Annotated in this window: 25 protein-coding genes; 12 read left to right on the forward strand and 13 right to left on the reverse strand. The window is 71.2% G+C overall.

From position 1 onward, the window contains the following. Window positions 1-31 precede the first annotated feature (31 nt). The gene (locus B9H04_RS03890) at window positions 32-997 is read left to right on the forward strand and encodes a hypothetical protein (protein WP_049931643.1); all 966 of its coding nucleotides are present in this window, start codon (window positions 32-34) and stop codon (window positions 995-997) included. Window positions 998-1024: 27 nt separating this feature from the next. On the opposite strand, the gene B9H04_RS03895 is transcribed toward B9H04_RS03890, so the two are convergent. Then, entirely contained in the window at window positions 1025-2530 is a 1506-nt protein-coding gene (locus B9H04_RS03895) for a PAS domain-containing protein (RefSeq protein ID WP_049931642.1), read from the reverse strand. Between the two features lie 73 nt (window positions 2531-2603). Here B9H04_RS03895 and B9H04_RS03900 point away from each other — a divergent pair, with 73 nt between their 5' ends. Next, a complete protein-coding gene (locus B9H04_RS03900; protein ID WP_049931641.1) occupies window positions 2604-4082 on the forward strand; it encodes an ATPase domain-containing protein in 1479 nt (492 codons plus the stop codon). Between the two features lie 5 nt (window positions 4083-4087). Here B9H04_RS03900 and B9H04_RS03905 read toward each other — a convergent pair whose 3' ends face one another. After that, the gene (locus B9H04_RS03905) at window positions 4088-4738 is read right to left on the reverse strand and encodes a tRNA (cytidine(56)-2'-O)-methyltransferase (RefSeq protein WP_049931708.1); all 651 of its coding nucleotides are present in this window, start codon (window positions 4736-4738) and stop codon (window positions 4088-4090) included. A 168-nt stretch (window positions 4739-4906) separates the two neighbouring features. On the opposite strand from B9H04_RS03905, the gene B9H04_RS03910 reads away from it, so the two are divergent. Beyond that, entirely contained in the window at window positions 4907-5968 is a 1062-nt protein-coding gene (locus B9H04_RS03910; protein ID WP_049931640.1) for a phosphoribosylaminoimidazolesuccinocarboxamide synthase, read from the forward strand. A 106-nt stretch (window positions 5969-6074) separates the two neighbouring features. Beyond that, a complete protein-coding gene (locus B9H04_RS03915; protein WP_049931639.1) occupies window positions 6075-6779 on the forward strand; it encodes a DUF47 domain-containing protein in 705 nt (234 codons plus the stop codon). A 9-nt stretch (window positions 6780-6788) separates the two neighbouring features. On the opposite strand, the gene B9H04_RS03920 is transcribed toward B9H04_RS03915, so the two are convergent. From B9H04_RS03920 to B9H04_RS03935, 4 genes are all read right to left on the reverse strand, one after another. Beyond that, entirely contained in the window at window positions 6789-9509 is a 2721-nt protein-coding gene (locus B9H04_RS03920) for an AAA domain-containing protein (RefSeq protein ID WP_049931638.1), read from the reverse strand. Between the two features lie 74 nt (window positions 9510-9583). Then, entirely contained in the window at window positions 9584-10405 is an 822-nt protein-coding gene (locus B9H04_RS03925) for a fumarylacetoacetate hydrolase family protein (protein WP_049931637.1), read from the reverse strand. A gap of 21 nt (window positions 10406-10426) precedes the next feature. Continuing rightward, window positions 10427-10774, reverse strand: a complete 348-nt coding sequence (locus B9H04_RS03930; protein WP_049931636.1) for a cupin domain-containing protein — start codon at window positions 10772-10774, stop codon at window positions 10427-10429. Then, complete coding sequence (locus B9H04_RS03935) at window positions 10771-11559, reverse strand: SDR family oxidoreductase (protein ID WP_049931635.1); 789 nt, start codon at window positions 11557-11559, stop codon at window positions 10771-10773. Before B9H04_RS03935 ends, B9H04_RS03930 begins: the two co-directional genes overlap by 4 nt. 164 nt (window positions 11560-11723) lie before the next feature. Here B9H04_RS03935 and B9H04_RS03940 point away from each other — a divergent pair, with 164 nt between their 5' ends. From B9H04_RS03940 to B9H04_RS18555, 3 genes are all read left to right on the forward strand, one after another. Beyond that, window positions 11724-12884, forward strand: coding sequence for an acyl-CoA dehydrogenase family protein (locus tag B9H04_RS03940; RefSeq protein ID WP_049931634.1), 1161 nt, complete (start codon window positions 11724-11726; stop codon window positions 12882-12884). Window positions 12885-12987: 103 nt separating this feature from the next. Beyond that, window positions 12988-13539 (forward strand): hypothetical protein, encoded by a 552-nt coding sequence (locus B9H04_RS03945; RefSeq protein WP_085682467.1) that lies wholly within the window; start codon window positions 12988-12990, stop codon window positions 13537-13539. A 100-nt stretch (window positions 13540-13639) separates the two neighbouring features. Beyond that, window positions 13640-13807: a hypothetical protein gene (locus tag B9H04_RS18555; RefSeq protein ID WP_167373073.1), complete on the forward strand. Its 168-nt coding sequence runs from the start codon at window positions 13640-13642 to the stop codon at window positions 13805-13807. Between the two features lie 72 nt (window positions 13808-13879). Here B9H04_RS18555 and B9H04_RS03950 read toward each other — a convergent pair whose 3' ends face one another. The 6 genes from B9H04_RS03950 to B9H04_RS03975 all read right to left on the reverse strand — a co-directional run bounded on the left by B9H04_RS03950 (window position 13880) and on the right by B9H04_RS03975 (window position 18920). Then, entirely contained in the window at window positions 13880-14278 is a 399-nt protein-coding gene (locus B9H04_RS03950) for a hypothetical protein (RefSeq protein ID WP_049931632.1), read from the reverse strand. 73 nt (window positions 14279-14351) lie between these two features. Beyond that, the gene (locus B9H04_RS03955) at window positions 14352-15527 is read right to left on the reverse strand and encodes a DUF7118 family protein (protein ID WP_049931631.1); all 1176 of its coding nucleotides are present in this window, start codon (window positions 15525-15527) and stop codon (window positions 14352-14354) included. Window positions 15528-15530: 3 nt separating this feature from the next. Continuing rightward, complete coding sequence (hisI, locus tag B9H04_RS03960) at window positions 15531-15914, reverse strand: phosphoribosyl-AMP cyclohydrolase (RefSeq protein WP_049931630.1); 384 nt, start codon at window positions 15912-15914, stop codon at window positions 15531-15533. A gap of 73 nt (window positions 15915-15987) precedes the next feature. Continuing rightward, complete coding sequence (locus B9H04_RS03965) at window positions 15988-16455, reverse strand: GNAT family N-acetyltransferase (protein WP_049931629.1); 468 nt, start codon at window positions 16453-16455, stop codon at window positions 15988-15990. A gap of 1 nt (window position 16456) precedes the next feature. After that, complete coding sequence (locus B9H04_RS03970) at window positions 16457-17791, reverse strand: DUF92 domain-containing protein (protein ID WP_085682468.1); 1335 nt, start codon at window positions 17789-17791, stop codon at window positions 16457-16459. Window positions 17792-18140: 349 nt separating this feature from the next. Beyond that, window positions 18141-18920, reverse strand: coding sequence for an HAD-IIA family hydrolase (locus B9H04_RS03975; protein WP_085682469.1), 780 nt, complete (start codon window positions 18918-18920; stop codon window positions 18141-18143). 150 nt (window positions 18921-19070) lie between these two features. On the opposite strand from B9H04_RS03975, the gene B9H04_RS03980 reads away from it, so the two are divergent. The 5 genes from B9H04_RS03980 (at window position 19071) to B9H04_RS04000 (ending at window position 22449) form a co-directional block, all read left to right on the forward strand. Further along, complete coding sequence (locus tag B9H04_RS03980; RefSeq protein ID WP_049931625.1) at window positions 19071-19844, forward strand: GTP cyclohydrolase III; 774 nt, start codon at window positions 19071-19073, stop codon at window positions 19842-19844. A 101-nt stretch (window positions 19845-19945) separates the two neighbouring features. Then, entirely contained in the window at window positions 19946-20185 is a 240-nt protein-coding gene (locus B9H04_RS03985; protein ID WP_049931624.1) for a hypothetical protein, read from the forward strand. A 196-nt stretch (window positions 20186-20381) separates the two neighbouring features. After that, on the forward strand, window positions 20382-21293 hold the full coding sequence (locus B9H04_RS03990) for a 1,4-dihydroxy-2-naphthoyl-CoA synthase (protein ID WP_049931623.1): 912 nt from the start codon (window positions 20382-20384) through the stop codon (window positions 21291-21293). Between the two features lie 139 nt (window positions 21294-21432). Then, window positions 21433-21876 (forward strand): CBS domain-containing protein, encoded by a 444-nt coding sequence (locus B9H04_RS03995; RefSeq protein WP_049931622.1) that lies wholly within the window; start codon window positions 21433-21435, stop codon window positions 21874-21876. Window positions 21877-21996: 120 nt separating this feature from the next. Then, window positions 21997-22449 carry a MoaD/ThiS family protein gene (locus B9H04_RS04000; RefSeq protein WP_049931621.1) on the forward strand — a complete coding sequence of 151 codons (453 nt, stop codon included), beginning with the start codon at window positions 21997-21999 and terminating at the stop codon, window positions 22447-22449. A gap of 171 nt (window positions 22450-22620) precedes the next feature. Here B9H04_RS04000 and B9H04_RS04005 read toward each other — a convergent pair whose 3' ends face one another. Then, window positions 22621-23751 (reverse strand): ATP-binding protein, encoded by a 1131-nt coding sequence (locus tag B9H04_RS04005; protein ID WP_049931619.1) that lies wholly within the window; start codon window positions 23749-23751, stop codon window positions 22621-22623. Between the last annotated feature and the right edge of the window lie 192 nt (window positions 23752-23943).

Genomic DNA, 23943 nt, shown 5'->3' on the forward strand with positions numbered 1-23943 from the left:
GCTTTACGCGCCGTGACTCACACTCGCCCGTATGGCAGACTCGGTCGACGGACGGGGGCGACGCGCGCTCGGCGCCCTGGCGCTCCTCGCGGTCCCGGTCGTGCTGGCGGCGGTCCCGCTGGTTCCGCTCGCCGCGCTGCTCGGCCCCGGCGGGCTCGGGACCGTCCCGCTCGGCGCGCCGGGCGGGCTGCTCGCGGCCGTCGTCGTCGGCCCCGCGCTCTCCGCGCTCCTCGGTCCCGCGCTCGTCGACAGGCGGATCGCGCGGCTCCCCCGTGCCGACCTAGACGACCGCCGCGCGGACTTCGTCGCCGACCGCGTCGAACACCTCGCGGGCGAGGTCGGCGTCGACGCGCTGCCGGTGACCGCGGTCCGCGCCGACGCCGCGAACGTCGCCGTCACGGACGGCTACCGCGGGGCGCGACTGGTGGTCTCCACGCGGCTGCTCGCCCTGCCGAAGGCGGACCGCGACGCGGCGTTGCGCCACGCGCTCGTCCGGCTCCGGACGCGGCGGGCGCTCCTCACCACCGCGACGCTGCCGGCGCTGGCGGCCGTCGAGACCGCGGCGCTGCTCGCGACGCTGCTCGTGGGACGCCGCGGCGACCGGACCGCCGCCGACCGGCGCGTCAACCGGATCCACGGGTACGAGCCGGACCGCGAGCGCATCCCGTCGTGGGCGTACGCGGCCGCCGGCGTCCTGTGTTGGCTGTTGCTCCTCCCGGCGTGGGTCCCCGCGACGGTCGGCGATCGGCTCTCCGTCGCCGGCGGGCGGCGGGCCGCGGACGCGCTGGTCGCCCGGGTCGGAACCGAGGAGCGCGAGGGGCTCGCCAACGCGGTCGCGTTCGCCGGTGACGCCGCGGGCGCCGGCGACTGGCCCCCGCTCCTCGACCGGCTCTCCTTCGTCTCCATGGCCGACGCCGAGACGGGGCGGGTTCGCGGGACGAGCCGGCAGGAGGCCCGGACGCGGCTCGCGCGGCTCCGCTCGAAGCGGACACTGTAGGGGAAGCGGCTCTGTGTATCGGCCGACTCAGGGCCGCACCGGGACTTCCAGGCGGACCGTCGTCCCCTCACCGTCGGTGTCGATGTCGAACTCGCCGCCCGCCTTGGCGACGACCCAGTACATGAGCCATATGCCGAGCCGGTCCGCGTGGGTCAGCGAGGTCTCGCCAGCCTCCAGCACCTGCGTCTCGTGGTCCGGGATCCCCGGGCCGTCGTCCTCGACTTCGATCGCGATCCACTCCGGCGGACGGCGCTCGACGCGCACCTCGACCGACGGCGTCGCCGCGTCGTTGTGCTTCACCGCGTTCTCGGCCGCCTCGGAGACGGCGACGGGCAGGCCCACGGCGGTCGTCTCTATCGGTCCGTCGTCGGGTAGCGATATGGTCACCGACGCGTCCGGGTAGCGGCTGCGGAGCCGGTCTCGGAGCTCGACCAGTTCGTCTCGGAGGTTGATCGGGGCGTCGAGCCCGGGCGGTGAGACCGTCTCGTCGACGGTCTGGACGGCGCCCGCGATCCCGGTGAGGTCCGAGGCCGTCTCGGCGATGACGTCCAGCGACCGACGCCGAGACTCCTCGTCGGGGTCGTCGCGGAGGAGGTCCGCGTACCCCTCGATGAGGTTCATCTTGTTCCGGAGGTTGTGGTTGAGCACTCGGGCCATCACCTCCAGCCGCCGCTCGCGGATCTTCCGCTCGGTGATGTCGGCCTGGAATCCGACGTAGCTCGTCACGTTCCCCTCCTTGTCGCGCAGCGGCGCGATGGAGAGCCGGTTCCAGAACTTCTGGCCGTTCGCCCGATAATTGAGGATGTCGACCTCGACCGGTCGGTCCTCGTCGAGGGCCCGCCGTATCCTCGCCCGGGACTCCTCGCCGGTGTCGGGGCCCTGAAGGAACCGACAGTCCTCGCCGAGGATCTCGTCGCCGTAGCCGGTCAGCTCCTCGAACTCTCGGTTGTGGTACACGAGCGGGCTGTCGTCGCCGTCGGTCGCCCGCGCGAGGGTGATCCCGACGGGCGCCTCGTCCATCGCCCGCTCTTTGCGCCGCAGGTCCGCGACGGTCCGCCGGAACCGGAGCGACGTCCGCCGCCGCTCGACCAGGTTCGAGACGCGCGTCACGAGCGCCCGGCGTCCGACCGGGAGTTCGATGACGTCGTCGACGCGCTCCCACGCGGCGTGGCCGAGCCCCGCCCGCGACCCTTCGCTCACCAGCAGTACGAACGGGAGGAACGCGGGCTCGGCGCGCTCGCGTCGAGTGTCGATCGCGTCCGCGGCGGCCTCGAAGGCGCCGGCGTCGAGGAGACAGCAGTCGAACTCGCCGTTCAGCGCGTCCGGCGACTCGGCGGTCCGAACGGCGTACCGGTCGGACAGCGCGTCGGACAGGAGCCCGCGGTCGCGGTCGGCGTCCATCAGGAGGAGGACCGTCGCGCGGTCGCCGTCGGGGGCCCGGGAGAGAGCGGGGCCGGCGTCGTCCCCGGCGGGGCGGTCCGGGGGCCCGCCGCCGTCATCGCCCCCGGACTCCGCGTCCGACTTCGAATCCATCTCGTCGTATTTGAGTCGGGGAGCCACTAAGAACTACCCCATATATATCACGGTCGGGGGCGAGTACCACGGTATGACAACGTCGCTATCCGAGCGGGCGTCGACCGGCGTCGACGGCCTCGACGAAGTGCTGTCGGGCGGGCTCGTCCCCACGCGGAGCTACATGGTCCGCGGACAGGCCGGGAGCGGGAAGACCATTCTGGGGTTCCACTTCCTCCAGCGGGGCGTGGACGAGGGGGAGACGGCGCTCTTCGTCAACCTCGAAGAGGACCTCCGCGACCTGAAGGCGAACGCTGACGCGCTCGGCTTCGACACCGATTCGATCGAGTTCCTCGACCTGAGCCCGGGCGCGGACGCGTTCGTCGAGGACGAGTCGTACGAGGTGTTCGCGCCCTCGGAGGTCGAGCGAGAGCCGCTGACCGAGCGGATCGTCGAGGGCGTGACGGCGGTCGACCCCGACCGGGTGGTGGTCGACCCGCTGACGCAGCTCCGGTTCCTCCTCTCGGACGACTACCAGTTCCGCAAGCAGGTGGTCGGATTCATGCGGTTCCTGAAAGACAGGGGGGCGACCGTGCTGTTCACCGTCCAGAACACGCGGTCGCTCCCGACAGACGACCTCGAGTTCATCACGGACGGGACGGTCCGGCTCGACGCGGGGGCGTACGGCAAGACGGTCAGCGTCCCCAAGTTCCGGGGGTCGTCGACGCAGAGCGGGGACCACGCCTACCGGATCACCGACGCGGGAATGGAGGTGTTTCCCGCGCTCCAGCCCGGCACGCGGGACGAGGAGCTGGCGTTCGAGCAGGTCTCGTCGGGGATCCCCGAGGTCGACGAGCTGCTCCACGGCGGGATCGAGCGCGGCACCGTCACCATCGTGAGCGGCCCGACCGGCGTGGGGAAGACGACGCTCAGCACCCAGTTCATGAAGGAGGCCGCGGGCCGCGGGGAACGCTCCGTGATCTACCTGTTCGAGGAGAACCGGGAGACGTTCCTCGCCCGGTCGCGCGCGGTCAACATCCCCGTCGACGAGATGCTGGCGAAGGGGACGCTTCAGGTGACGGAGGTGGAGGCGTTAGAGCGGTCGCCACAGGAGTTCGCCCGCATGGTCCGCGACGAGGTCGAGGAGGAGGGGGCCGACATCGTCATGATCGACGGCATCTCCGGGTATCGGCTGACCCTGCGCGGCGAGAAAGAGCAGATGCTCCAGCAGATGCACGCGCTCGGCCGCTACCTCAAGAACGCGGGCGTCACCGGCCTCTTCATCGACGAGACGCGGAACGTCACGGGGGAGTTCCGCGCGACCATGGAGAACATCAGCTACCTCGCCGACAACATCCTCTTCCTCCGGCACCTAGAGGTCGGCGGCGAGCTCCGCAAGGTGATCGGCGTGTTGAAAAAGCGGACGAGCGACTTCGAGCGGACGATCCGCGAGTTCAAGATCACGGAGCACGGGGTCACCGTCGGCGAGCCGATGTCGGGGCTCCGCGGCATCCTGAGCGGGACTCCGGAGGTCGTCGAGCGAGACGCCGAGCGCGGCGACGCGGGAGAGTAGCCGGGTCAGTCGCGGCGCTCGGACGCTCGGTCGTTCCCGGGGCTGTCGTCTCCGGCCTCGTCGTCCCCGGCGCTGTCGGTTTCGGTCCCCGCGTCGATCACCGTCTTCCCGGTCGCCTCCGGGACGACGCGCCGGTCGGCGTCGGCCCACTCGCGGCCGAGTTCCGCCCCGTCGAACAGGCGGTCGAGGAAGACGGCGAGCCCCGCGACCTCCGAGTGCGGCTGGTTCGTCACGCCCACGTTGAAGTCGGCGCGCTCGTACAGCGCCCACGGCACCTTCTCGCCGCCGACGACGACGAGGAGGTCGCGCGGCGGTGACGCCTCCTCGGGCGCTTCTGGTTCGTCGAGCCCGACCGCCTCCCGGACGGCCGTCTCCACGTCTTGGACGCGCTCGCCGTACATCGTGAGGTGGACCACGACCCCGTCGAACTCCCGGACGATCGCCTTCTGGTCGTCGCGCAGTTCGACGGCGAACGGCCCGCCGAACCGGCCGGTGATGTCGCGGACCGTCTCCGCCGACTGGCCCGCGTTGTCGGGGAAGATCACCCGGTCGGCCCCGAGCGCCCGCGCCGTGAGCCCGACGTGCGTCGTCATGCGGTCGTCGCGCCCCGGCCGGTGGCCGTACCGGAGGACGACGACCTCGCGCGCATCGTTCATGCCCCGGACTGGGGGGCGGATCCCGGTGTCGCTTTCGATGCGAGCGCGCGGGCGCCGGTCCACATCGCGACCGAGATACCGCACATGTGTGGATCAAACCTCGGAAAACATGTCCGAGGTACGCACGTAACTGAAAGGTTCATGTGGGAGGCGGTCGCGGTGTGAGTCATGACGAGCGTCAAGGAGTTCCGCGTCGACGAGCCGGCGACCGCCGACGGACTCGGCCGAGGTCGGTTCGCCTTCACCGACGCCTACTCGGTGTTCGACTGGGGACAGATGCCCGACGCGATCCCCCACAAGGGGGCGAGCCTCTGCGCGATGGGCGCGTTCAACTTCGAACTACTGGAGGACGCGGGCGTCCCGACCCACTACCGCGGGGTCGTGGACCCGGGTACCGTCGCGGACGACGGGACCGAGCCCGACCCCGTCCCCCTCGCCGAGGCGACCGCGCCGCCCACCGAGATGGCCATCGACCTGACGCAGGTGCCCGACCTGTCGTACGAGGGGCCCCACGCCGGCTACGACTACGAGGCATTCCACGCCGCGGGCGGGGGGAACTACCTCGTCCCGCTGGAGGTCGTCTTCCGCAACCGGGTCCCCGTCGGGTCCAGCCTGCGGAAGCGCGCCGAGCCCGCCGACCTCGGGCTCGACGACCTCGCCGACGGCGACTGGCCCGCCGAGCCGGTCGACCTCCCGGAGCCAGTCGTGGAGTTCTCGACGAAGTACGAGCAGCAGGACCGCTATCTCACCCGGGCGGAGGCCGACGAGATCGCGGGCGCCGCCGCCGTCGACGCCCTCGAATCGCTCGCGCGCGACGTGAACCGCGTCGTCACCGAGCGCGCCGAGGCGACCGGGTTCGTCCACGAGGACGGCAAGATCGAGTGCCTCTACGTCGACGGCGAACTCCGGGTCGCCGACGTGGTCGGCACTTTCGACGAGAACCGGTTCTCGTACGGCGGCCGCGGGATCTCGAAGGAGGTCGTCCGCCAGTGGTACAAGGCGAACGACCTCGACTGGGTCGCGGCCGTGGGCGAGGCGAAAGACGCGGTCGCCGACCGCGACATCGACGACTGGCGCGAGCTCTGCGACCCGGACCCAGACCCGCTCCCGCCGGCGGTCGTGGACGCGGTCTCGGACCTGTACGCGGCCGGCGCGAACGCGTACACCGACCGCGAGTGGTTCGATGCCCCGGAGGTCGAGGCGGCGCTCGACGCCGCCGCCGAGCTGTAGGACGCGGGTCCGCGGCACCGCCGATCCGCGGCGTGCGACCGCCTGACCCTCACGATCGACGACACGCGAGGGAACCTCTTTACCGCCGACGCGCGTGGGTTCGCACATGTCCACCGACGCCGACTTCGGGGAACGGCTCGAGACCCAAACGGTCGCGTACCTCGACCGGATCGACGACTGCGTCGCCCTCCTCCCGCGGGCGCTCGACGAGTACGCGAGCGAGGGCGCGTCCCGCGACACGGTCGACGAGATAGCCGCCGTCGAGAGCGAGTGCGACGACCTCGTCCGCGGGCTCACCGGGCTCATCACCGACGCCGGGCCGGACGACATCGGCCTGCTGAACACCCGGATCAACTTCAACGAGTCCGCGCTGCTCGACTTCTACAACGAGCTGGACGTGGTCGCGAACCACACCGAGCGGATCGTCCAGGAGGTTGCCATGATGCGCCCGGCCGCGGGCGTCGAGCCGTTCGCCGACATGCGCGAGATGGCCGCCCGGATCGCCGAGATGACCGAAGTCCTCGCCGAGGTCGTCGAGGGGTTCGTCAGGGGGCTCGCGCGCGCCGACGCCACCGAGACGCTCGCCGAGGGGATCGAGTCGATCCGCGCCCTCGAGAGCGAGTGCGACGAGCTGCGGAACGACGCCATCGAGACCGCGTTCGCCGACGACACGATCGAGGAGCCGCTCGTCTACCGCGAGCTCGCGATCCTGTTGGACGAGCTCGCGAACACGATCGAGGACCTCACCGACCGGATCGTCGTGATCGCGAGCAAGGAGCCGGGGATCGTCACCGACGCGGACGAGTCGTAGGGTCGCTCCTCACCTCCGCGCCCAGTCGAGCATCCGGGCGTAGAAGGGGTCCGTGGCGAGGGCGTCGGCGTCGCCCACCAGCGTCAACTGCTTTTTCGCCCTGGTGAGCGCGACGTTCATCCGCCGGTGGTCCTCGAATATCGGCCCGTCGAGGTCGCCGGTCGCGACGAGCGAGACGAGTATCACCTCTTTCGAGGAGCCTTGGAAGCGGTCGACGGTGTCGACTGTCACGTCGGTCCGGCGGCCGATCTCCGCGACCTGCGCCCGGAAGGGGGCGATCACGCCGATGTCGTCGGGGTCGACGCCGGCGGCGACGTAGGCGTCGGCGATCGCGGCGACGCGCTCCGCCTCGCGGACGTTCCGGTTCCCGTCGCGCTCGCCGTCCGGGTCGACGAACCCGACGCCGCCGGTCAGGTCGGGCGCGAGCGCGTCGGGGTCGACGCCGAGGTCCGCGAGCGTCTGCCCGGCCACCTCGGGGGTCGCGGGGCGGAGCGCGCCGTCGTAGAACTCCGCGGAGGCGAACGCCTGGATCCGCTGGCTCATCCGGTACTGCCGGTCGAGCATCACGCTCGCGTCGGGGTACGTCTCGATGAGCCGCTGGAAGAGCGAGGTCCGGAGGTCGTTCTCCGCGCGAACGACCGGCGGGAGCTGCTCGTGGTCGCCGACGAGGACGAACCGGTCGGCGAGGTTGACGGCGGCGTGGGTCCCGGGCTCGGTGAGCTGGGAGGCCTCGTCGACGAGGGCCACGTCGAACTCGCACTCGCGCATGACGCGGGAACCGCAGGCCGCCGTCGTCGCGGCGACGACCGGCGCGTCCCGCAACTCGGCGGCCTTCGCGTTCGGCTCGCCGCGCTGGACGAGCCGCACGTCCCGCATGTCCTCGCGGACGCCGGTCTCGGTTCCCACTCGAAGCACGTCGTCGAACCCCTGGTCGCGGAGCGCCTCCAGCGCGTTGTCGACCGCGCGGTTCGTGAACGCGGAGAGCAGCACCCGGTTCCCCTCCGCGACCAGCGCGCGGATCGTCCGGGCGATTGTGTACGTCTTCCCCGTCCCCGGCGGGCCGTGGATCAGCGCGCAGTCCTCGGCGTCGACCGCGAGTTCGACCGCCTCGTTCTGCGCCGCGTTGTTGTCGATGTAGGCGTCGGGCGCGTCCGGGTCGTCGGCTCCGGGGCTACCCGGTGGGCGCTCGGTCGGGTCCCGGAACGACGGGTTCCGCCGGCCGAATATCACGTCCTTGCGGTCGGGATCGCCCTTCAGGACGGCGTCGTGGAGCGCGGTCAGCGAGCGGTCGACGGAGATCTCGGAGGGGTAGACGTCGAGCCGCCGCAGCTCCACCGGCTCGTCCGTCTCGACGACGACCTCGTCGCTCCCGAGGGCTGTGATCCGGCCCAGTTCCGCGTGGCCGGAGACGGGGTCGCCGTCGCTCGCGAGCGCCACGTCGCCCTCGCGGAGCTTCGAGACGGCGTCGCCCGGCTTCTTCGCGCGAAGCTCCCACCGGGCGTCGTCGATCTCCGTCTGCGCGACCGGCTCCAAGCCGATCAGCGCGCGGTCGTCGGCCGCGCGCTCTTCGGGCGTCTGCTCCCACAGCTTCCGGTACTCCGCGTGAGTCTCGCGGCGCTCCTCTTCGAGGGCGACGTAGAACCGGTCGAAGTAGTCGCGCTCCTCCTCGGGCACCGGCGTCCCGATCTGGCCCGCCTTCGACTCCTGGTCGAGCCGGCCGGAGACGACCATACAGGCGTCCTGCTCGAAGCAGTAGCTGCAGGTCGCGTCGGCCTCGTACCCCGTCGGCACCGCGGGGCGCTCGCCGGCCTCGTTGAGCGCCCGCCACTCGGCGGCCGCGAGGGCGTTTCGCTCGCGGACGACGAACTCCAGGAACCCCCGGCCGACGGTGAACTCCTTGGCCGGCGCGAGGTCGCCCGACTCCTCGTTGCGGTCCAAGGCCGTGTTCTTCGTGTACAGCAGCGTCCCGATGTCCGGGTCGACGCCGCGCTCGTCGAGCATGAGCGCGTAGCAGGCCGCCTGCACCTTGTCGTGGAACCGCGGCTCCCGCTTGGTGTTCTTCCCCGTCTTCAGTTCGACCGGCGTGCCGCGCCGGAGCGCGTCCGCGCGCCCCTTCAGCCCGAACGTGGGCGAGATGAGGGAGAACTCCGAGCGCCACGTGTCCTCGTCGGCGAGCGTCCCCTGCGCGAGCCACCCCTCGACCGCGGCGGCGTTGCGCCGCACCTCGTCTTCCACCTCCGCGGTCTCGTAGCCGAGGAGGCCGAGTTCGAGGCCCGCCTCGGCCACGCGCTCCGCGACCGACTCGTCGAGGTCCATCCCGCGGAGCAGGTCGCCGAACACCTCGTGGACGATGGTCCCCTTGACGACGGGGTAGTTGAGCGGAATCCCCGACAGTTTGTTCAGGTAGTACATCCGCGGGCACTGGACCCACGACCGGATGCCGGTCACGTCGACGAGGAAGTCGGGTTCGAGGACGACCCACGACTCGTCGGTCGTCGCGTACCCCGTCTCCCCGCGGTACTCGTCCTCCTCGGGGTCGGTGACGAGCAGTTCCATCCCCGGCTCCGCGTGTTCGGCGACCTCTGTCCACTTCCCCCACAGCGTCACGTCGACCGGGTCGCCCGCGCCGCGGTCGGGCCGGACCCGCACCTCGCGGAGGTCGCGCTCGCCGTACGACGTCGACACCGTCCGCGCCTCCCCGACGGAGACGATCGGCCCCCGAACGTTCACGTCCCCGCTCGGCGGCGCCGTCGAAAAACGCTGTCGGTGAGCCGGAATCGCGTCCGCGTCGGGTCGGCGCCCGCCTACCGGGTCACCGGCGCGGTGACGGACCCGATCGACTCGACGACCGCCCGCACCTCGTCGCCGGGGGCGATCGGCGCCGCACCGGGCGTCCCCGTGCTGAACAGGTCCCCCGGTTCCAGCGTCATCGCGTCGGCGTGGAACGAGACGATCTCCGCCGGCGGGAACAGCATGTTACGGATCTCGTTTTCGGCCCGCACCTCCCCGTTGACCTCGGTGCGCACCGAGAGCCCGTCGAGGTCGAGCGGCCCCTCCAGCACCGCGATCGCGGCGCCGGGCACGAGGAACGTGTCGTAGCTCTTTGCCCGGGTGAGGAACCGGGGGTTCTGCTGGAGCACGTCCTCCGCGGTCATGTCGATCACGGGCAGAAAGCCGGCGATCACGTCGCTCACCTCGCCCTCGTCGACGCCCCGGCACGTCCGGCCCATCACGACGGCCAGCTCCGCCTCGGCGGTCACCCGTTCGCTCTGCGACCGCGGCGGCAGGCGGATCGGGCCGTCCGGCCCGGTCAGGGCCGACGACGGTTTCATGAAGCTCGCCGGCTCCGTCGGGCGCTCCTCGTCGAGATCGCCGGCGTGTTCCGCGTAGTTCAGGCCGATCCCCCACAGCTTCCCGAACGACGCCAGCGGCGCGCCGAACGACAGGTCGGCCGCCGGGACGGGGTCGGCCGTCGCGCTGGCGACGCTGCCGAGCCTCCCCGCGGCAGCTCGGGGGAGCGCGTCGCGGACCGTCTCGAGGTCGGGCTCGACGGCGCCGAGCGGGACGTACCCCGTCTCGTCGCCGAGCAGGGGGTTGCCGGTCGCCGCGCGCGCGAGGTACTTCATCTCGTCCTCGGTCCACTCATCTCACTCCTCGCGGTCGGTCCAGAAGTCGAACGAGCGTCCGGGCGCGAACACGTCGAGGCCGACGGCGAGCTCGTCGCCCGTGTTCTCGACGCGGTGGGGCTCGTTGGGCGCTACGAGGACGGAGTCGTTCTTCTGAAGCGTCACCTCGTCGTCCTCGGTCGCGACGGTCAGCTCGCCCTCCAGACAGAGGCACACCTGCTCGTTCTCGTGGTCGTGCATCGGCGAGCTGTGGCCCGGCGGCTTCTCGAACCACTCGAAGGAGAACCGGTCGCTGCCCGCCATCGACACGCGCCGCCAGCCCTCCTCCGGCTCGTACGTCTCCGCCTCGTCGAACGCAACCGGCTTCATAGGTTCGCTCCGGTGGAGCCGCCGTCGATCGGGAGCGCGGTACCGTTGACGTAGCCGGACTTCGGCGACGAGAGGAACGCGACCGTGTTGCCGAGCTCCATCGGGTCGCCGATGCGTTCGAGGGGGTTCCCCGCCCAGTCGTCGAGCCCCTCCTCGTAGGAGTCGTACTCGCCCCGCTCGACGGCGGCCTCGACGAGGTCGCGGATCCGGCTCGTCTCGTGGGGGCCCGGCAGGACGGCGTTGGCGCGGACCTCCGGGGCGAACTCCTTCGAGAGCGTCTTCTCTAGCCCGATGACGCCCATCCGAACCGCGTTCGATAAGACGAGGCTGTCGAGCGCCTCCTTCACGCTTCGGGACGTGATGTTGACGATTGTGCCGCCGTCCCCTTCCCTGAGGTGGGGGTACGACTCCCGCGCCAGCCGGACGACGCTCATCACGAGCAGGTCGTAGGCGTGCTGCCAGTCCTCGTCGTCGGTGTCGAGGAACGCGCCTGACGGCGGGCCGCCGGCGCTCGTTACGAGGTGGTCGATCGTGCCGAACTCGTCGACGGTCGCCTCGACGAGCGCCGTCACCTCGTCGGCGTCGGTCAGGTCGGCGGAGTGGGCGACTACCTCGCCGGTCGCGACCGCCTCGACCTCCTCCTTCGCGGCCGCCAGCCGCTCCTCGTCGCGGCCGTTGACGACGACGTCGACGCCCTCCCGCGCGAGCGCCTTCGCCGATGCCTTGCCGAGTCCGCTGGACGATGCCGTGACGAGCGCCGCGTTCCCGTCGATCCCTAGGTCCATGTCTCGCCAATTCCGGGTGTCGCGTGAAAACGTTTCCCTACGGAAGACGACCGAGGGGACCGACGCGGTCCGAGCGCGAGCCACGGATCCGTCTCGACGGCCAATTTCCCGCGTCTCGGCGGGCGAGAGTGTACTTATTTATCCGTGGGATCGCAAGCGATCGTATGCTGGATTACTTCGACATGGAGTCGACGCTGTCCGAGGAGGAGCGGCTGCTCGTCGACTCCGCGCGCTCGTTCGTCGACGGCGAGGTCCCCGACATGGGAGACCACTGGATCGATGGCACGTTTCCCACGGAGCTCATCCCGAAGATGGGCGAGATGGGCTTTTACGCGCCGAACCTCGACGGGTACGGCCTGCCGGACGTCAGCGAGACGGCGTACGGGCTGCTGATGCGCGAGCTGGAGGCGTGCGACTCCGGGCTCCGGTCGATGGCGAGCGTCCAGGGGGCCTTAGTGATGTACCCGATCCACGCGTTCGGCAGCGACGAGCAGAAGGAGGAGTGGCTCCCGCGGCTCGGCGCCGGCGACGCGGTCGGCTGCTTCGGGCTCACGGAGCCGGAACACGGGTCGAACCCCTCCGCGATGGAGACGATGGCCGAGCCCGACGGCGACGAGTACGTCCTGAACGGCTCGAAGACGTGGATCACGAACTCCCCGATCGCGGACGTCGCGGTCGTGTGGGCGAAGGACCACGGCGAGGAGGGGACGCCCGTCCGCGGGTTCCTCGTCGAGACCGACCGCGACGGCGTCACGACGAACAAGATCGACGAGAAGCTCAGCCTCCGGGCGTCGATCACGGGCGAGATCAGCCTCCAGAACGTCCGCGTGCCCGCCGAGAACCGCCTCCCCGGCGTCGAGGGGATGAAGGGACCGCTGTCGTGTCTGACACAGGCCCGCTACGGCATCGCGTGGGGCGCCGTCGGCGCCGCGCAGGACTGCTTCGAGACCGCCCGGGAGTACGCCACGGACCGCGAGCAGTTCGGCAAGCCGATCGGCGGCTTCCAGATGCAACAGGAGAAGCTCGCGGAGATGGCGACGCAGATCACGCTCGCGCAGCTGCTCGCCCACCGGCTCGCCGACCTCAAGGAGGCGGGGGAGCTGCGGCCACAGCACGTCTCGATGGCCAAGCGCAACAACGTGCGGACGGCGCGCGACCAGTCGCGGATCGCCCGCGAGATGCTCGGCGGCAACGGGATCACGGCCGACTACTCCCCGATGCGCCACATGGCGAACATGGAGACCGTCTACACCTACGAGGGGACCCACGACATCCACACCCTGATCCTCGGCGAGGACCTCACCGGGATTCAGGCCTACCAGTAGTCCCGCCGACCGCCCTCGTTCCACGCGCCCTGACGACCCGCTCCGGCGCGCGCCGCCGCCACCGACACGCTCTTGCGCCCGCGTTTCCGTACTGTCGACCGACATGCGCGTGCGAGACTGGGACGACATCCTCGCGGACGTCGCGAGCGACTCGACCGACCCCGACGGCTGGCGCGCGGTCGCCGGCTCCCGCCGCGGCGGCCTCGGGGAGGACCTCTACTTCGGTCACCCGAGCGTCGGCCTCTACCACCTGAAGACGTACGCGAAGAACCCTCGCGACCTCCGCGGCGTCGGAGCGCAGGTCGCCCGCAAGGTCGACGACGGGCTGGACCCGCTCCTGCCCGACGCCGACAGCGACGGGCGGTTCGCGGTCCGGACGGCGCCCGAGGACGAGGACCACGCCGAGGAGATGGCGACGCGGCCCACCGAGACGCTGAGAGTCCACGCCGAGGCGCCGACCGACCCGGACCACCTCTTTGAGGACGTGATGGAAGCGGTCGACTCCCCCGCCTTCGGCCCGATGGAGTACGAGTTCGACGGACGGCCCGACGAGCTCGACGAACTCTCCGACACCTTCGAGGAGGCCGAGGAGCTGCTCACCGCCGAGCTCGACGACCTGATCGAGGACGACGACGTCGACCGCGGGTTCCACTGAGCGGCGGTGAGGGCGCTAGCGCGACCGCGCCGACTCGCCGCGGTGCGGACGAGACCGGACCCGCCGCATCGGTTTTGTCGCTCCGCCGCCAACGGGGGGTATGGGAGTCAAAGAAGACACGGCGAACGGCCTGATCTCGCTCGGCATCGGCGTCGCGGTCACCTGGTTCGCGGCCGACGACGGCGACCACGACACGACCGACCTCCTCCTCGCGGTCGCGATCAGCTCTTTCCTCTCGGGCTACTTCACGAGCTACTTCGCGAAGTGACCCGCGGTCGGTGACGTTCGGGTCGGCCGGTAACGCCCGGCCGGTCGGTGACGCCTTTGCCGATCGCCCGCCTCAGATCGCCGTCACCCACGCCCGGTACTCGGCGTCGAGCTCGTACACCTCTCGGAAGGCGCGCTCGACGAACCCGGCGACGCGGTTCGCGTCCGAGCGCGCCGTGACGACCGCGTTCGTCCCCTCGGCCTCCTCCGGGCTGACGAGCTCGTCGATCCGGAACTCCGGGAACTCGGAGAGGAGCGTCTTCAGCCGCTCTAACTCCGCGTCGGTACAGTCCAGTATCAGCTCCGTGCCCGCCAGCTGGATCCACGGCGGGACCTCGCCGCCACCGGTGTCGTCGCTGTCGGGGTCGACGTCGACGGTCATCACGTCGCCGGAGCGCGCGCGGTGCGCGGCCGCGGCGTCGGCGAGCAGCTTCAGCCGCTCGTCCTCGGTCGCGGCGTCGAATCGGGTCATACCCGTGCTCCGCCGCGACGAGGCTTAAAAATCCGCACTCGACGGCGGGGGATCCGGTCGCCGCCCGCGCCGCTCACCGCTCCGTCTCGCTCAACACGTCGTCGACGACCGAGCGCGTCCGCTCGGCCTCGGCGAGCCGCTCGTCGGCCTCGCCGCGCTCGATCAGGGCGAGGTCCCCGTCGTCGAGCGCGTGGCGCACCTCCGCCGCGCGGCGGAGGCGCCCGTACTCGTCGCTCCGCGCGAGCTCGCGGACCGAGCGCAGGGTCGCGACCGCGTCGTCGTCGGCGATCCGCCCGACGAGCGGGACCAGCTCGTCGATCTCGTAGGCGAGCTCGTCGCCCGGCTTCGGCGGCCAGTCGAGCGTCAGCGGCTCGCCGTCGAGCCGTTCGAGGTACGTCCGGTGGACCGCGACCGCCGTGCGGAGCGCGCCCGGGTCGTCGACGTAGTGGTCGAGCTTCGAGTTCGTGTAGTCGGCGTACTCCAGCAGCGTCGCGGGCGGCTCCTCGCCGGCCGCGTGCGTCTCGACGTACTCCGCGAGGTCGGTCGGCGGCACGTCGACGTCGACGAAGGGAGTCGCGTCCGCGCGGTCGAGGAAGTCGAACACCTCGCGGGCGGACGCCGACTTGAAGAACTCCCGGAACGCCTCCATCACCGCCTCATCGTACGAATCGATCGGCCCGCGGAGGCGGTCGAGGTCCGCGTCGAGGTCCGCGTCGGCCATGTCGGCGACCTCACGGAGCTCCTCCACCCGCGACTCCAGCCGCTTGCGGGCCTCCTTGGCCGCTTTCCGGCCCGCCCGGTAGTCGTCGACCGCGTCGTCGTACGCCTCCAGGAGGTCGACGAACTCCCCCGCCGGCTCCAGCGCCTCGCGGGCGGTCGCGAAGTCCTCGTCGGAGAGGCGCCGCTTGTCGACCGCCTCGTCCGCCGCCTCGAACGCCTCGGCGGCCGGCAGGTCGTCGTCGACGTCGACCGCGTCCCCGAACTGGCCGCGGAACCGGACGTACGACTCGAAGTCGCCGGAGCCGACCGCGTCCTCCTCGTATCGGTCGAGGATCCGGTGCGCGTGGCGGTACGCGTCGGCCGCCGCCTCGACCCGGTCCCGCCCGTGGTCGTCGATCCGCGACTCGATCCGGCGGAGTTCGTCGTAGCGCTCCCGGAGCCGCGCGGCCGCCTCGCCGGCCCCGCGGACGGGGTCGTCCTTGTCGCCCCCGGCGCCTCCCGACGTGGCGCCGGCGGTTTCCCCCGACATCGGTCAGTACACCTCGTCCGGGTCGAAGACGCGCTCGCCGACGTTCTCGCCGTCGACCGTCCGGTGGAAACAGGAGCGGTGGCCGGTGTGGCAGGCGCCGCCGGCCTGGTCGACGAGGTACAGCAGCGCGTCGGCGTCGCAGTCGACCCGGACCTCCCGGACCGACTGGGTATGGCCCGAGGTATCTCCCTTGTGCCAGATCTCTTCGCGGGACCGGGAGTAGTAGTGCGCCTCGCCGGTCTCGCGGGTACGCGCCAGCGCCTCCGGCGAGACGTACGCGAGCATCAACACCTCGCCGGAGTCGGCGTCCTGGGCGACCGCCGGCACCAGCCCGTCCTCGCCGAAGTCGACCTCGATCGACCCCGTCTCCGCGTCGGCGTCACTCATGGCTGTCCGGAGGCGTGGCGCTCGAATAGTCCTTGTGCCTGCGGTCCCCGCATACGAGCGCGCCGCCGACCCCTTACGAGACGTATCGCAGCACGAGCGCGTCGCCGTCGGCGTACGCGTCCGGTCGGCGGTCGACGACCTCGAAGCCGAGCGACTCGTACAGCGAGCGGGCGGCGTCGTTGTCGGGGTGGGCCTGGAGCGTGACGGGGCCGTCGGCGTCCGCGATCGCCGCGTCGAGGAGCCCGCGGGCGCGCCCCTCGCGCCGGAAGCCGGGCGCGACGACGAGCTCCGCGACGTGGAGCCCCGGGCGGTTCGGCGCGTCCACGGGGAGGAGGTAGCCGACGACGCGTCCCTCGGCGACGCTCACGCGGGCGGCGCCAACCGCGAGGCCGTACTCCAGGAGGTCCGGGCTCGGCTGCCTGAGGTGCGACTGGAGCCCGCGGATCCGGTCGGCGTCGGCGGGTCGGCCGGGGCGCACTCGTGGGTCGGGATCGCCGGAGGCGTCGGGTTTTCGCCCGGCGCCGTCGCCGTCGCCCGTCATCTCACACCACCGCCCAGAGCGCGACGGCGACGACGGCGCCGGCGAGCGTCGCGAGGAAGTTCACCGACTGGTTCCCGACGCGATCCCCCTCGATCAGGGCGCCGAGGAGGCTGTCGACGGTCATCCCGGTGACGCCGGCCGCGACGACGGCCCCGCCCGCCGCGACGCCGCCGGCGACCACCGGGCTGATCAGCGGCGACCCGCTGGCGGCGAGGGCGCCGACGAGCAGCGCGCCGGCGAGGCCGGCCAGTTCGCCCTGCCAGGTGATCGCGCCGTCGGTCCCGGGCTCGACGCGGCGGAGCGTCGTCACCAGCCGCGGGCCGTCGTAGAGGCCGCCGATCTCCGAGGAGAGCGTGTCGGCCATCGCGGTCGCGGTCGCGCCCGCGAACGCGAAGCCGAAGGGCGCGGCCGGGACGGCGAGGTGCGGCGCGACCGCGTAGCCGACCACCGCCGCGAGCGCGACCGCCGAGTTCGCGAGCACGTTCCCGGTGCCGCGGGCCCCCTCGTTCTCCTGGGCGACCCCGCGGGCCGCCTTCTCGTCGAACCGGTACTTCGAGGCGAGCCCCCCGAACGCGTAGAAGGACATGAGGGTAAGGAACCAGCCGACGCCGCCGAGGACGACCGCGAGCAGCGCCGAGACGACCCCGGTGAGCATCCCCGCGACCGAGGCGGTGCCGATGGCGAAGGAGACGTACCCGAGCGCGCCTGTCACCGCGAGGCCGGCGACGACGAGGGGGGCGTCGACGGTCGGATCCAGGGCGATGAACCCCCACGTCACGAACGCGACGAGGATCGTCGTGATGTGAGCGTCCCGCGAGAACACCAGCGAGCGGACGAGCGCGGCCGTCAGCGCCGCGGCCGCCGCGAAAAACACCGCGACCGGGAGCGTCGCGCCGTCGACCGGCGCCCCGGTCTGAAGGCGCACCGCGATCTGTCCGGCGAGGGCGGCGGCCGTGCCGGCGACCACGTAGCCGGCGACGAGCGGGAACTCGTCCGCGGTCCGGCGGGAGACGAGCGTCCGGCCGAGGCGGCCGGCGCCGACCGCGAGCGTCGCGGCCGCGAACGCCTCGTACGGCAGCGGCGCGCGCGGCAGCGACGCGAACAGCGCGAGGCCCGCGCCGGCGAGCGCGAAGGAGACGAGGCCGAAGAGGCGCTCCGCCTCGCGGTCGCCCGGCAGCGCGAGCGTCTCGAACCACTCGCCGTCGCGGACGCCGAAGAACGCCGCCCCGGCGACGGCGAAGAAGGGGACGGCTGCGGCGGTGTCGAGCGCCGGCGCGAGGACCGCGATCGCGGCCACCGCGGCGAAGGTACTCGCGCGTCGGAGCCTCGGTATCACACCCTCGGCTACCCGCGACGACCACTTAACGGTCCCGACAGCCGTCGGGCGGTCGGTCGCGGCCCGCGCGGACGCCGGCGCCGGCCGTCAGGACAGCGCGGACACCGATCCAGGCGTCACAACCGCATTCCCTCGCCCGTCAGGCCCGAACGCGCTCGCCCGTCAGTACCGGTACTCGTTGAACTGGACCGCGTGTCCCTCCACCACGCGGACGGACTCCTCGGGGTCCTCCTCGTCGTCTCCGGTCCGGTCCTCGTGTGAGTCAACCACTCCCATGCGAGAACGGTACGCTCGACCGCACATAACTGTTTCCCACGCGGCGAACGGGTACCGACCGCTTCGGGGTTCCTCAGCCGACGACTCGGTCGATCTGACCGAGGTGGTCGAGCACGTGGTCCGGCTCGATCTCGGACGCCGCGAGGTCGGCGTCGTCGGTGACGCCCGACCGGACGAGGACGGTCGTCATCCCGGCGCGCTCGCCGAGCGCGATGTCGGTGTCGAGCCGGTCGCCGACGACGAGACACTCCTTGGCGGGGTGGGGGAGCCGCTCGCGCACCATCTCGATCGCGGTGTCCGAGGGCTTGCCGAGGACGGCGTCGGGGTCGCGCTCCGCGACGCCGGCGATCGCGTTGATCACGGCGCCGGAGCCGGGCACGTCGCGCTCCGGGGCCGGGATCACCACGTCTGGGTCGGTACCGATGAAGGGGATGTCGCGCTCTAGGGCCCAGAGCGCGGTACAGAGGTCCTCGTAGTCGAACTCGCGGTCGATGGAGGCGACCAGCGCGTCGGCGGCGTCCACGTCGTCGGTCGTCGAGAGCCCAGCCTCGGCGAACTGGTCGAGCAGTCCGGGGTCGGCGATACAGAGCAGGTCGTCGTCGCGGTGGTGCTCCCGCAGGTACCGCGTCGTCATGCTGCCCGCGGTGAAGACGCGGTCCGCGTCGATGTCGTACCCCGCCCCACCGAGCCGGTCGACGTACGCCCGCGGCGCCTTCGTCGGGTTGTTCGAGACGAACAGCGTCTCGACGCCGACCTCCCGGAGGCGGCGGTACCCAGCGGGGGCGCCCGGAATCGGATCGTCGCCCCGCACGACCGTGCCGTCGACGTCGAGGACGGCGCCGCTGAAATCCATATTCGTGGTGGGGGCGCCACGGTCCTAGGAGTTGCGCTCGCGTCCGCGAACGGACCGCTGCCGCCGCGGCGCCGATCACGAACTCGGTACCGATCCCACCTTCGGGATAACGGAAGGGTAAAGCGGCCGGGTTCCGTACCGACGTTCACTGTGACGACGACTCAGGTGACCCTCGTCCAGATCGACAACTACGGGCCGTGGACGACGACGCCGGAGCCGCGCCGTGAGATGGATCTCCAGACGCTCCAGTCGCGGCTCTTCGCCGACGTGGCCCAGTTCCTCGGCCACCGCGACGCCTACGTCTTTTTCACTCGCTTCGACAACATGATCGCGGTGACCAACGGCGTCGACGGCGCGGCCCACGCGACCCTCCAAGAGTCGATCGGCAACCGTTACCCGGTCAGTATCAGCCTCGGGACCGCCGTCGCCGAGCGCCCGGTCGACGCGCTCGAAGCGGCGAACCGGCGGCTCCAGACCGCGGGCAGCGCGCAGGACGAGAGTCGGACCGAGGTGCTCGCGGGCGAGTACCTCTCGGAGACGGAGCGGTCGGACCTCCAGATCGCGCACTTCGATGTCGTCAACGCGACCGGCAAGTACACCGACCGGCTCAACGAGTTCGACACGTTCATCAACATCGAACGGGCGTACGGCTCGCTGATGCGCCACCTCCGCGAGGCGCACGGCGCCCTCTCCTTCTTCGTCGGCGGCGACAACGTCGTGGCCGTCTGTCCCGACCTCCCGGAGGCGGCGTTCTCGTCGGCGGTCACCCACGTACAGGACGACGTGGACATCGAGCTCCAGGTCGGCGTCGGCCGCGGCCCGTCCGCCCATGAGGCCGGATTCGCGGCCAAGCACGCCCTCGAGGACTGCCGACACGACGGGACGAGCGTCGAGCTGTTCGGCGCGCCCGCCGCGGGAGACTGACCCTCCGCCGCGCCGTCGGTCCGCCTCGGACACGGCCCGTAATCAATTCTGATAATTTTGGTGCGGGGTTTTTGTACACCGACCCGGAAGCCACGGTTAGCATGTCAGAGGAGATAGTGTTCGTCTGTACGGCGGACGGCTGTGACGAGGGCCCGTGGGAGGGCTCGCACGACGCGATGGCACACTGCTCCGAGCATCCCGACCACGGGTACACCGGGATGCCGCGGTCCGAGATCGACCCGTCCCGCGAGGTCATCCCCGCGACGGCGACGCGGAAGCGCGACAACCGCAACCTCCAGCACAAGGGCCACCCGAAGGGCGCGTACGCGCAGAACGACTGACGGGTCCCGACGGGCGAGTCGCGGCTCCCGCGTCCCCCTCGGACTCCGGAGCCGGCTCCCGCTTCCGGCCGTGCGGCGCACCGAGCGCGCACCGTTCTGAGCCGAACGGCTTCACTTCACCCCGGTCCGGGCGCGGTCGCGTTCTCCGTCCGTCGATCCGACGCCGTTTATCAACGGTCCGGACGTACGATCCGGCATGGTCTCGGAGATCTTCGATCCCGACGCGTGGGAGCCCGTCACCGACGAGTTCGACGACATCACCTATCACCGCGCCGTCGACGTCCCCGCGGTCCGGATCGCCTTCGACCGCCCCGCGGTCCGCAACGCATTCCGGCCGGGCACGGTCGACGAGCTGTACGCGGCGCTCGACCACGCGCGCAAGCAGGCCGAGGTCGGCTGCGTCCTCCTCACCGGCAACGGCCCGTCCGAGAAGGACGGCGGCTGGGCGTTCTGCTCGGGGGGCGACCAGTCCGTCCGGGGCGGCTCCGGCTACGAGTACCGCGACGACGACGAGGCGGGCGACGACGACGACGACCTCGTCCGCGAGGCGCGGGCGGGGCGGCTCCACATCCTCGAAGTCCAGCGCTTGATCCGGTTCATGCCGAAGCCCGTCGTCGCGGTCGTCCCCGGCTGGGCGGTCGGCGGCGGTCATTCGCTCCACGTCGTCTGCGACATGACGCTCGCCAGCGAGGAGCACGGGCAGTTCCTCCAGACCGACCCCGACGTGGGCTCGTTCGACGGCGGGTTCGGCTCCGCCTACCTCGCGAAGCAGATCGGCCAGAAGAAGGCCCGCGAGGTGTTCTTCCGCGGGAAGACCTACTCAGCCGAGGAGGCGGCGGACATGGGCATGGTCAACGAGGTCGTCCCGCACGAGGACTTGGAAGAGGTGGCCCTAGAGTGGGCCGACGAGATGACTCGGAAGTCGCCGACGGCGATGCGGATGCTGAAGTACGCGTTCAACATGGCCGACGACGGGATGGTCGGCCAGCAGGTGTTCGCGGGCGAGGCGACGCGGCTCGCGTACATGACAGAGGAAGCCCAAGAGGGCCGCGACGCGTTCCTTGAGGGCCGGGAGCCGCGGTTCCGCGAGTACCCCTGGCACTACTGAGCGGCGGCGGCCGCGCCGCGCGGGGCCGAGGCCCGGTTCCGCGCCGCGCCCGGTTCCGCGCCGCGCCCGGTTCCGCGCCGCGCCCGGTTCCGCGCCCCGCGAAGACACCTACAAGTACGCCGACGCGGTACCCCAGTGTATGCTCGTCGAGGAGGTGATGACGACGGACCTCGTGACCTGCGGGGCCGACGCCGCGGTCCGAGACGCCACGGAGCGGATGCTCCGCAACCGGGTCGGCAGCGTCGTCGTCACCGACGACGGGACGCCGGCCGGGATCCTGACGGAGAGCGACGTGCTCCGCGCCGGCTACGCGACCGACGACCCGCTGTCGGCGATTCCGGTCCGGAAGGCGGCGAGCGCTCCCCTCGTCACGGTCCGACCGAGCGCGACGCTCCGGACGGCGACGAAGCGGATGCGGTCGGAGGGCGTCAAGAAGCTCGTCGTCGTCGACGGGACGACGCCGGAGGGGATCGTCACCACGCAGGACATCGTCGACAACTACGCGGGGATCCGGAAGGAGGTCCACGACCTCGCGACGGACGCGACCGGGTGGTCGGAGCGTTCCGACCGGCTCGACGAGTGAGGCGGGCGGCTCGACCCGCGCGCAGAGGGCGACGGCCGACGGTGCCCGCGTCCCGTCGGCACTATCCCGGGGAACATGTTCGCACTCTGTCTTACCCGAGGCGGCGGCGTACGCCGACACATGACTCAGACCAGCGAACTGGCGGAGTCGCCTCCGACAGCGGCGGACGGCACGGACGCGGAGGATGCGCCGACCGCCGCGAACGAGGCGGAGACGACAGTCACCGTCCGGTGTACCGGCCACGTCCGCACGGAGCTCGACGAGTACGAGTTCGAGTACGCGTTCGAGGGCGACACGCTCCGGGCGTTCCTCGACGAGTTGTTCGAGGAGTATCCGCAGCTTCAGGAGATGCTCATCGCGGAGACCGAGGCGGACGCGACTCACAGCGGTTGGGCGCCGGCGCCGGACGAGCTGCCGGGGACGTGGACGAAGAACCCGGTCGGCGAGCAGACGACGACGTACGCCCGGATCCTCGTGAACGGCCACTTCAACGAGAACGAGAACGGGTTCGACACGGAGCTCGAGGCGGGCGACCGCGTCGCCCTGGTCTACCCGTTCATGTTCTGCTGTTAGCGCGACCGCCCCACTCCGCCCCGCCGTTGCCGCCGGCGTCGCCCGCCGCGGTCGCGAGCACGGGGCCGCGCGTGCGACTCCCTCCGAATCCGGCACCCGATGGCGGCGCGCCGATCCGCTGACCGAGCGGCGAGAGCAGTCGTCGAACGCAGAGACGGCTCTCGGCGACCGCTACACGGCGGACGCGGCGGTGTCCGATCCCCCAACGGACCGCGCGCCGCCGTCGGCCCGCGCCAGTCGCAGGCAGACGACGCTGCCCTCGGGATCGTTCTCCTCGAAGCGGACCTCTCCGCCCGAGCGCGCCACGATCCAGCTGACGAGCCAGAGGCCGAGCCCGCTCGTGTGTTCGAGGTCCGTCTCGTAGCCGCGCTTCAACACCTCGATCTCGCTCTCGGCGATCCCCGGCCCGTTGTCGGCGACTCGCAGTTCGACGTAGTCGGTCCCATTCCGCGAGACGGGCTCGGTCTCGACGCGGACGCGCGGCGTCTCCTTGTCGTTGTGTTCGACCGCGTTCTCGATGACGTTCGCCAGCGCCGAGTCGATCAGCCGGTGCGCGACGACGGGCACCGTCGGCGGCAGCGAGACGTCGATCTCCGCCGACGGATTGTCGCGCCGGACTCGCTCGCAGCACGCCTCGACGGTGGGGGTGAGCTCCTGTGACTCTCGGTCGACCTCCTCCGTAGTCAGGATCTGCTCGACGCTCCGGGCCTGTTTCCCCAGTTTCACCAGATCGGTCGCCTGTTGTCGGATCGTGTCGGCCTTCTCGTCGGTGTCGACCGACTCCTCGGTCAGGAGACTCGCGTTCCCCTGAATGACGTTGGCGTTGGTACGGATGTCGTGACGGAGGACGCGGTTGAGGACGGTTAGCTGCCGGGTGAGTCGGGTCGCTCTCTCCTCCGCTCTCCGCTGCCGGATGTCGTACACGCCGACGATGAATCCGAGGAGGGCTCCGCCCGACGCGGCGTTGACGACGACGAACGCCTGCTCGTCCATCACCACGCCGTACTGCTGCTGATACAGTATCACGAGGACCCCACCGACGGCCAGGACGGCGGCTCCGACCGCGGACCAACTCCCGACTCTGAGCGCGTACTCGCCGTCCGTGTCCCGCCTCCACAGCCAGACGCCGCCGCCTACGACGCCGGCGGCGAAGAGCATGGGAGCGACGATACCCAACAGGAACGTCGCGGCGCTCTCTTCCTCGCCGATCGCGTGCCACACGTGCGTCGCGAACAACCCCCCGCCGATCCCGACGAGTAACGGCACGCCGGCGTGTTCCCGGACGGTGGGCGGAACTTCCATGTCCCCTGCTCCGACCGCCCTCACAAAACTGTGCGGGAGAGATTATCGCATCTGATAGCTTTAGGCTCGGGCGACCGCTTCCGGTCCTCCGAGGTCGGTCGTTCGGGCCGTGACGCGGGTCCCACCAGTATCGACATTCGGAATCGGGAGCGGAGATCTGCTCGCCGAGCAGGTGGACGGTGCCAGTTAATT

This window comes from Halorubrum ezzemoulense DSM 17463, assembly GCF_002114285.1.
Taxonomy (GTDB): domain Archaea; phylum Halobacteriota; class Halobacteria; order Halobacteriales; family Haloferacaceae; genus Halorubrum; species Halorubrum ezzemoulense.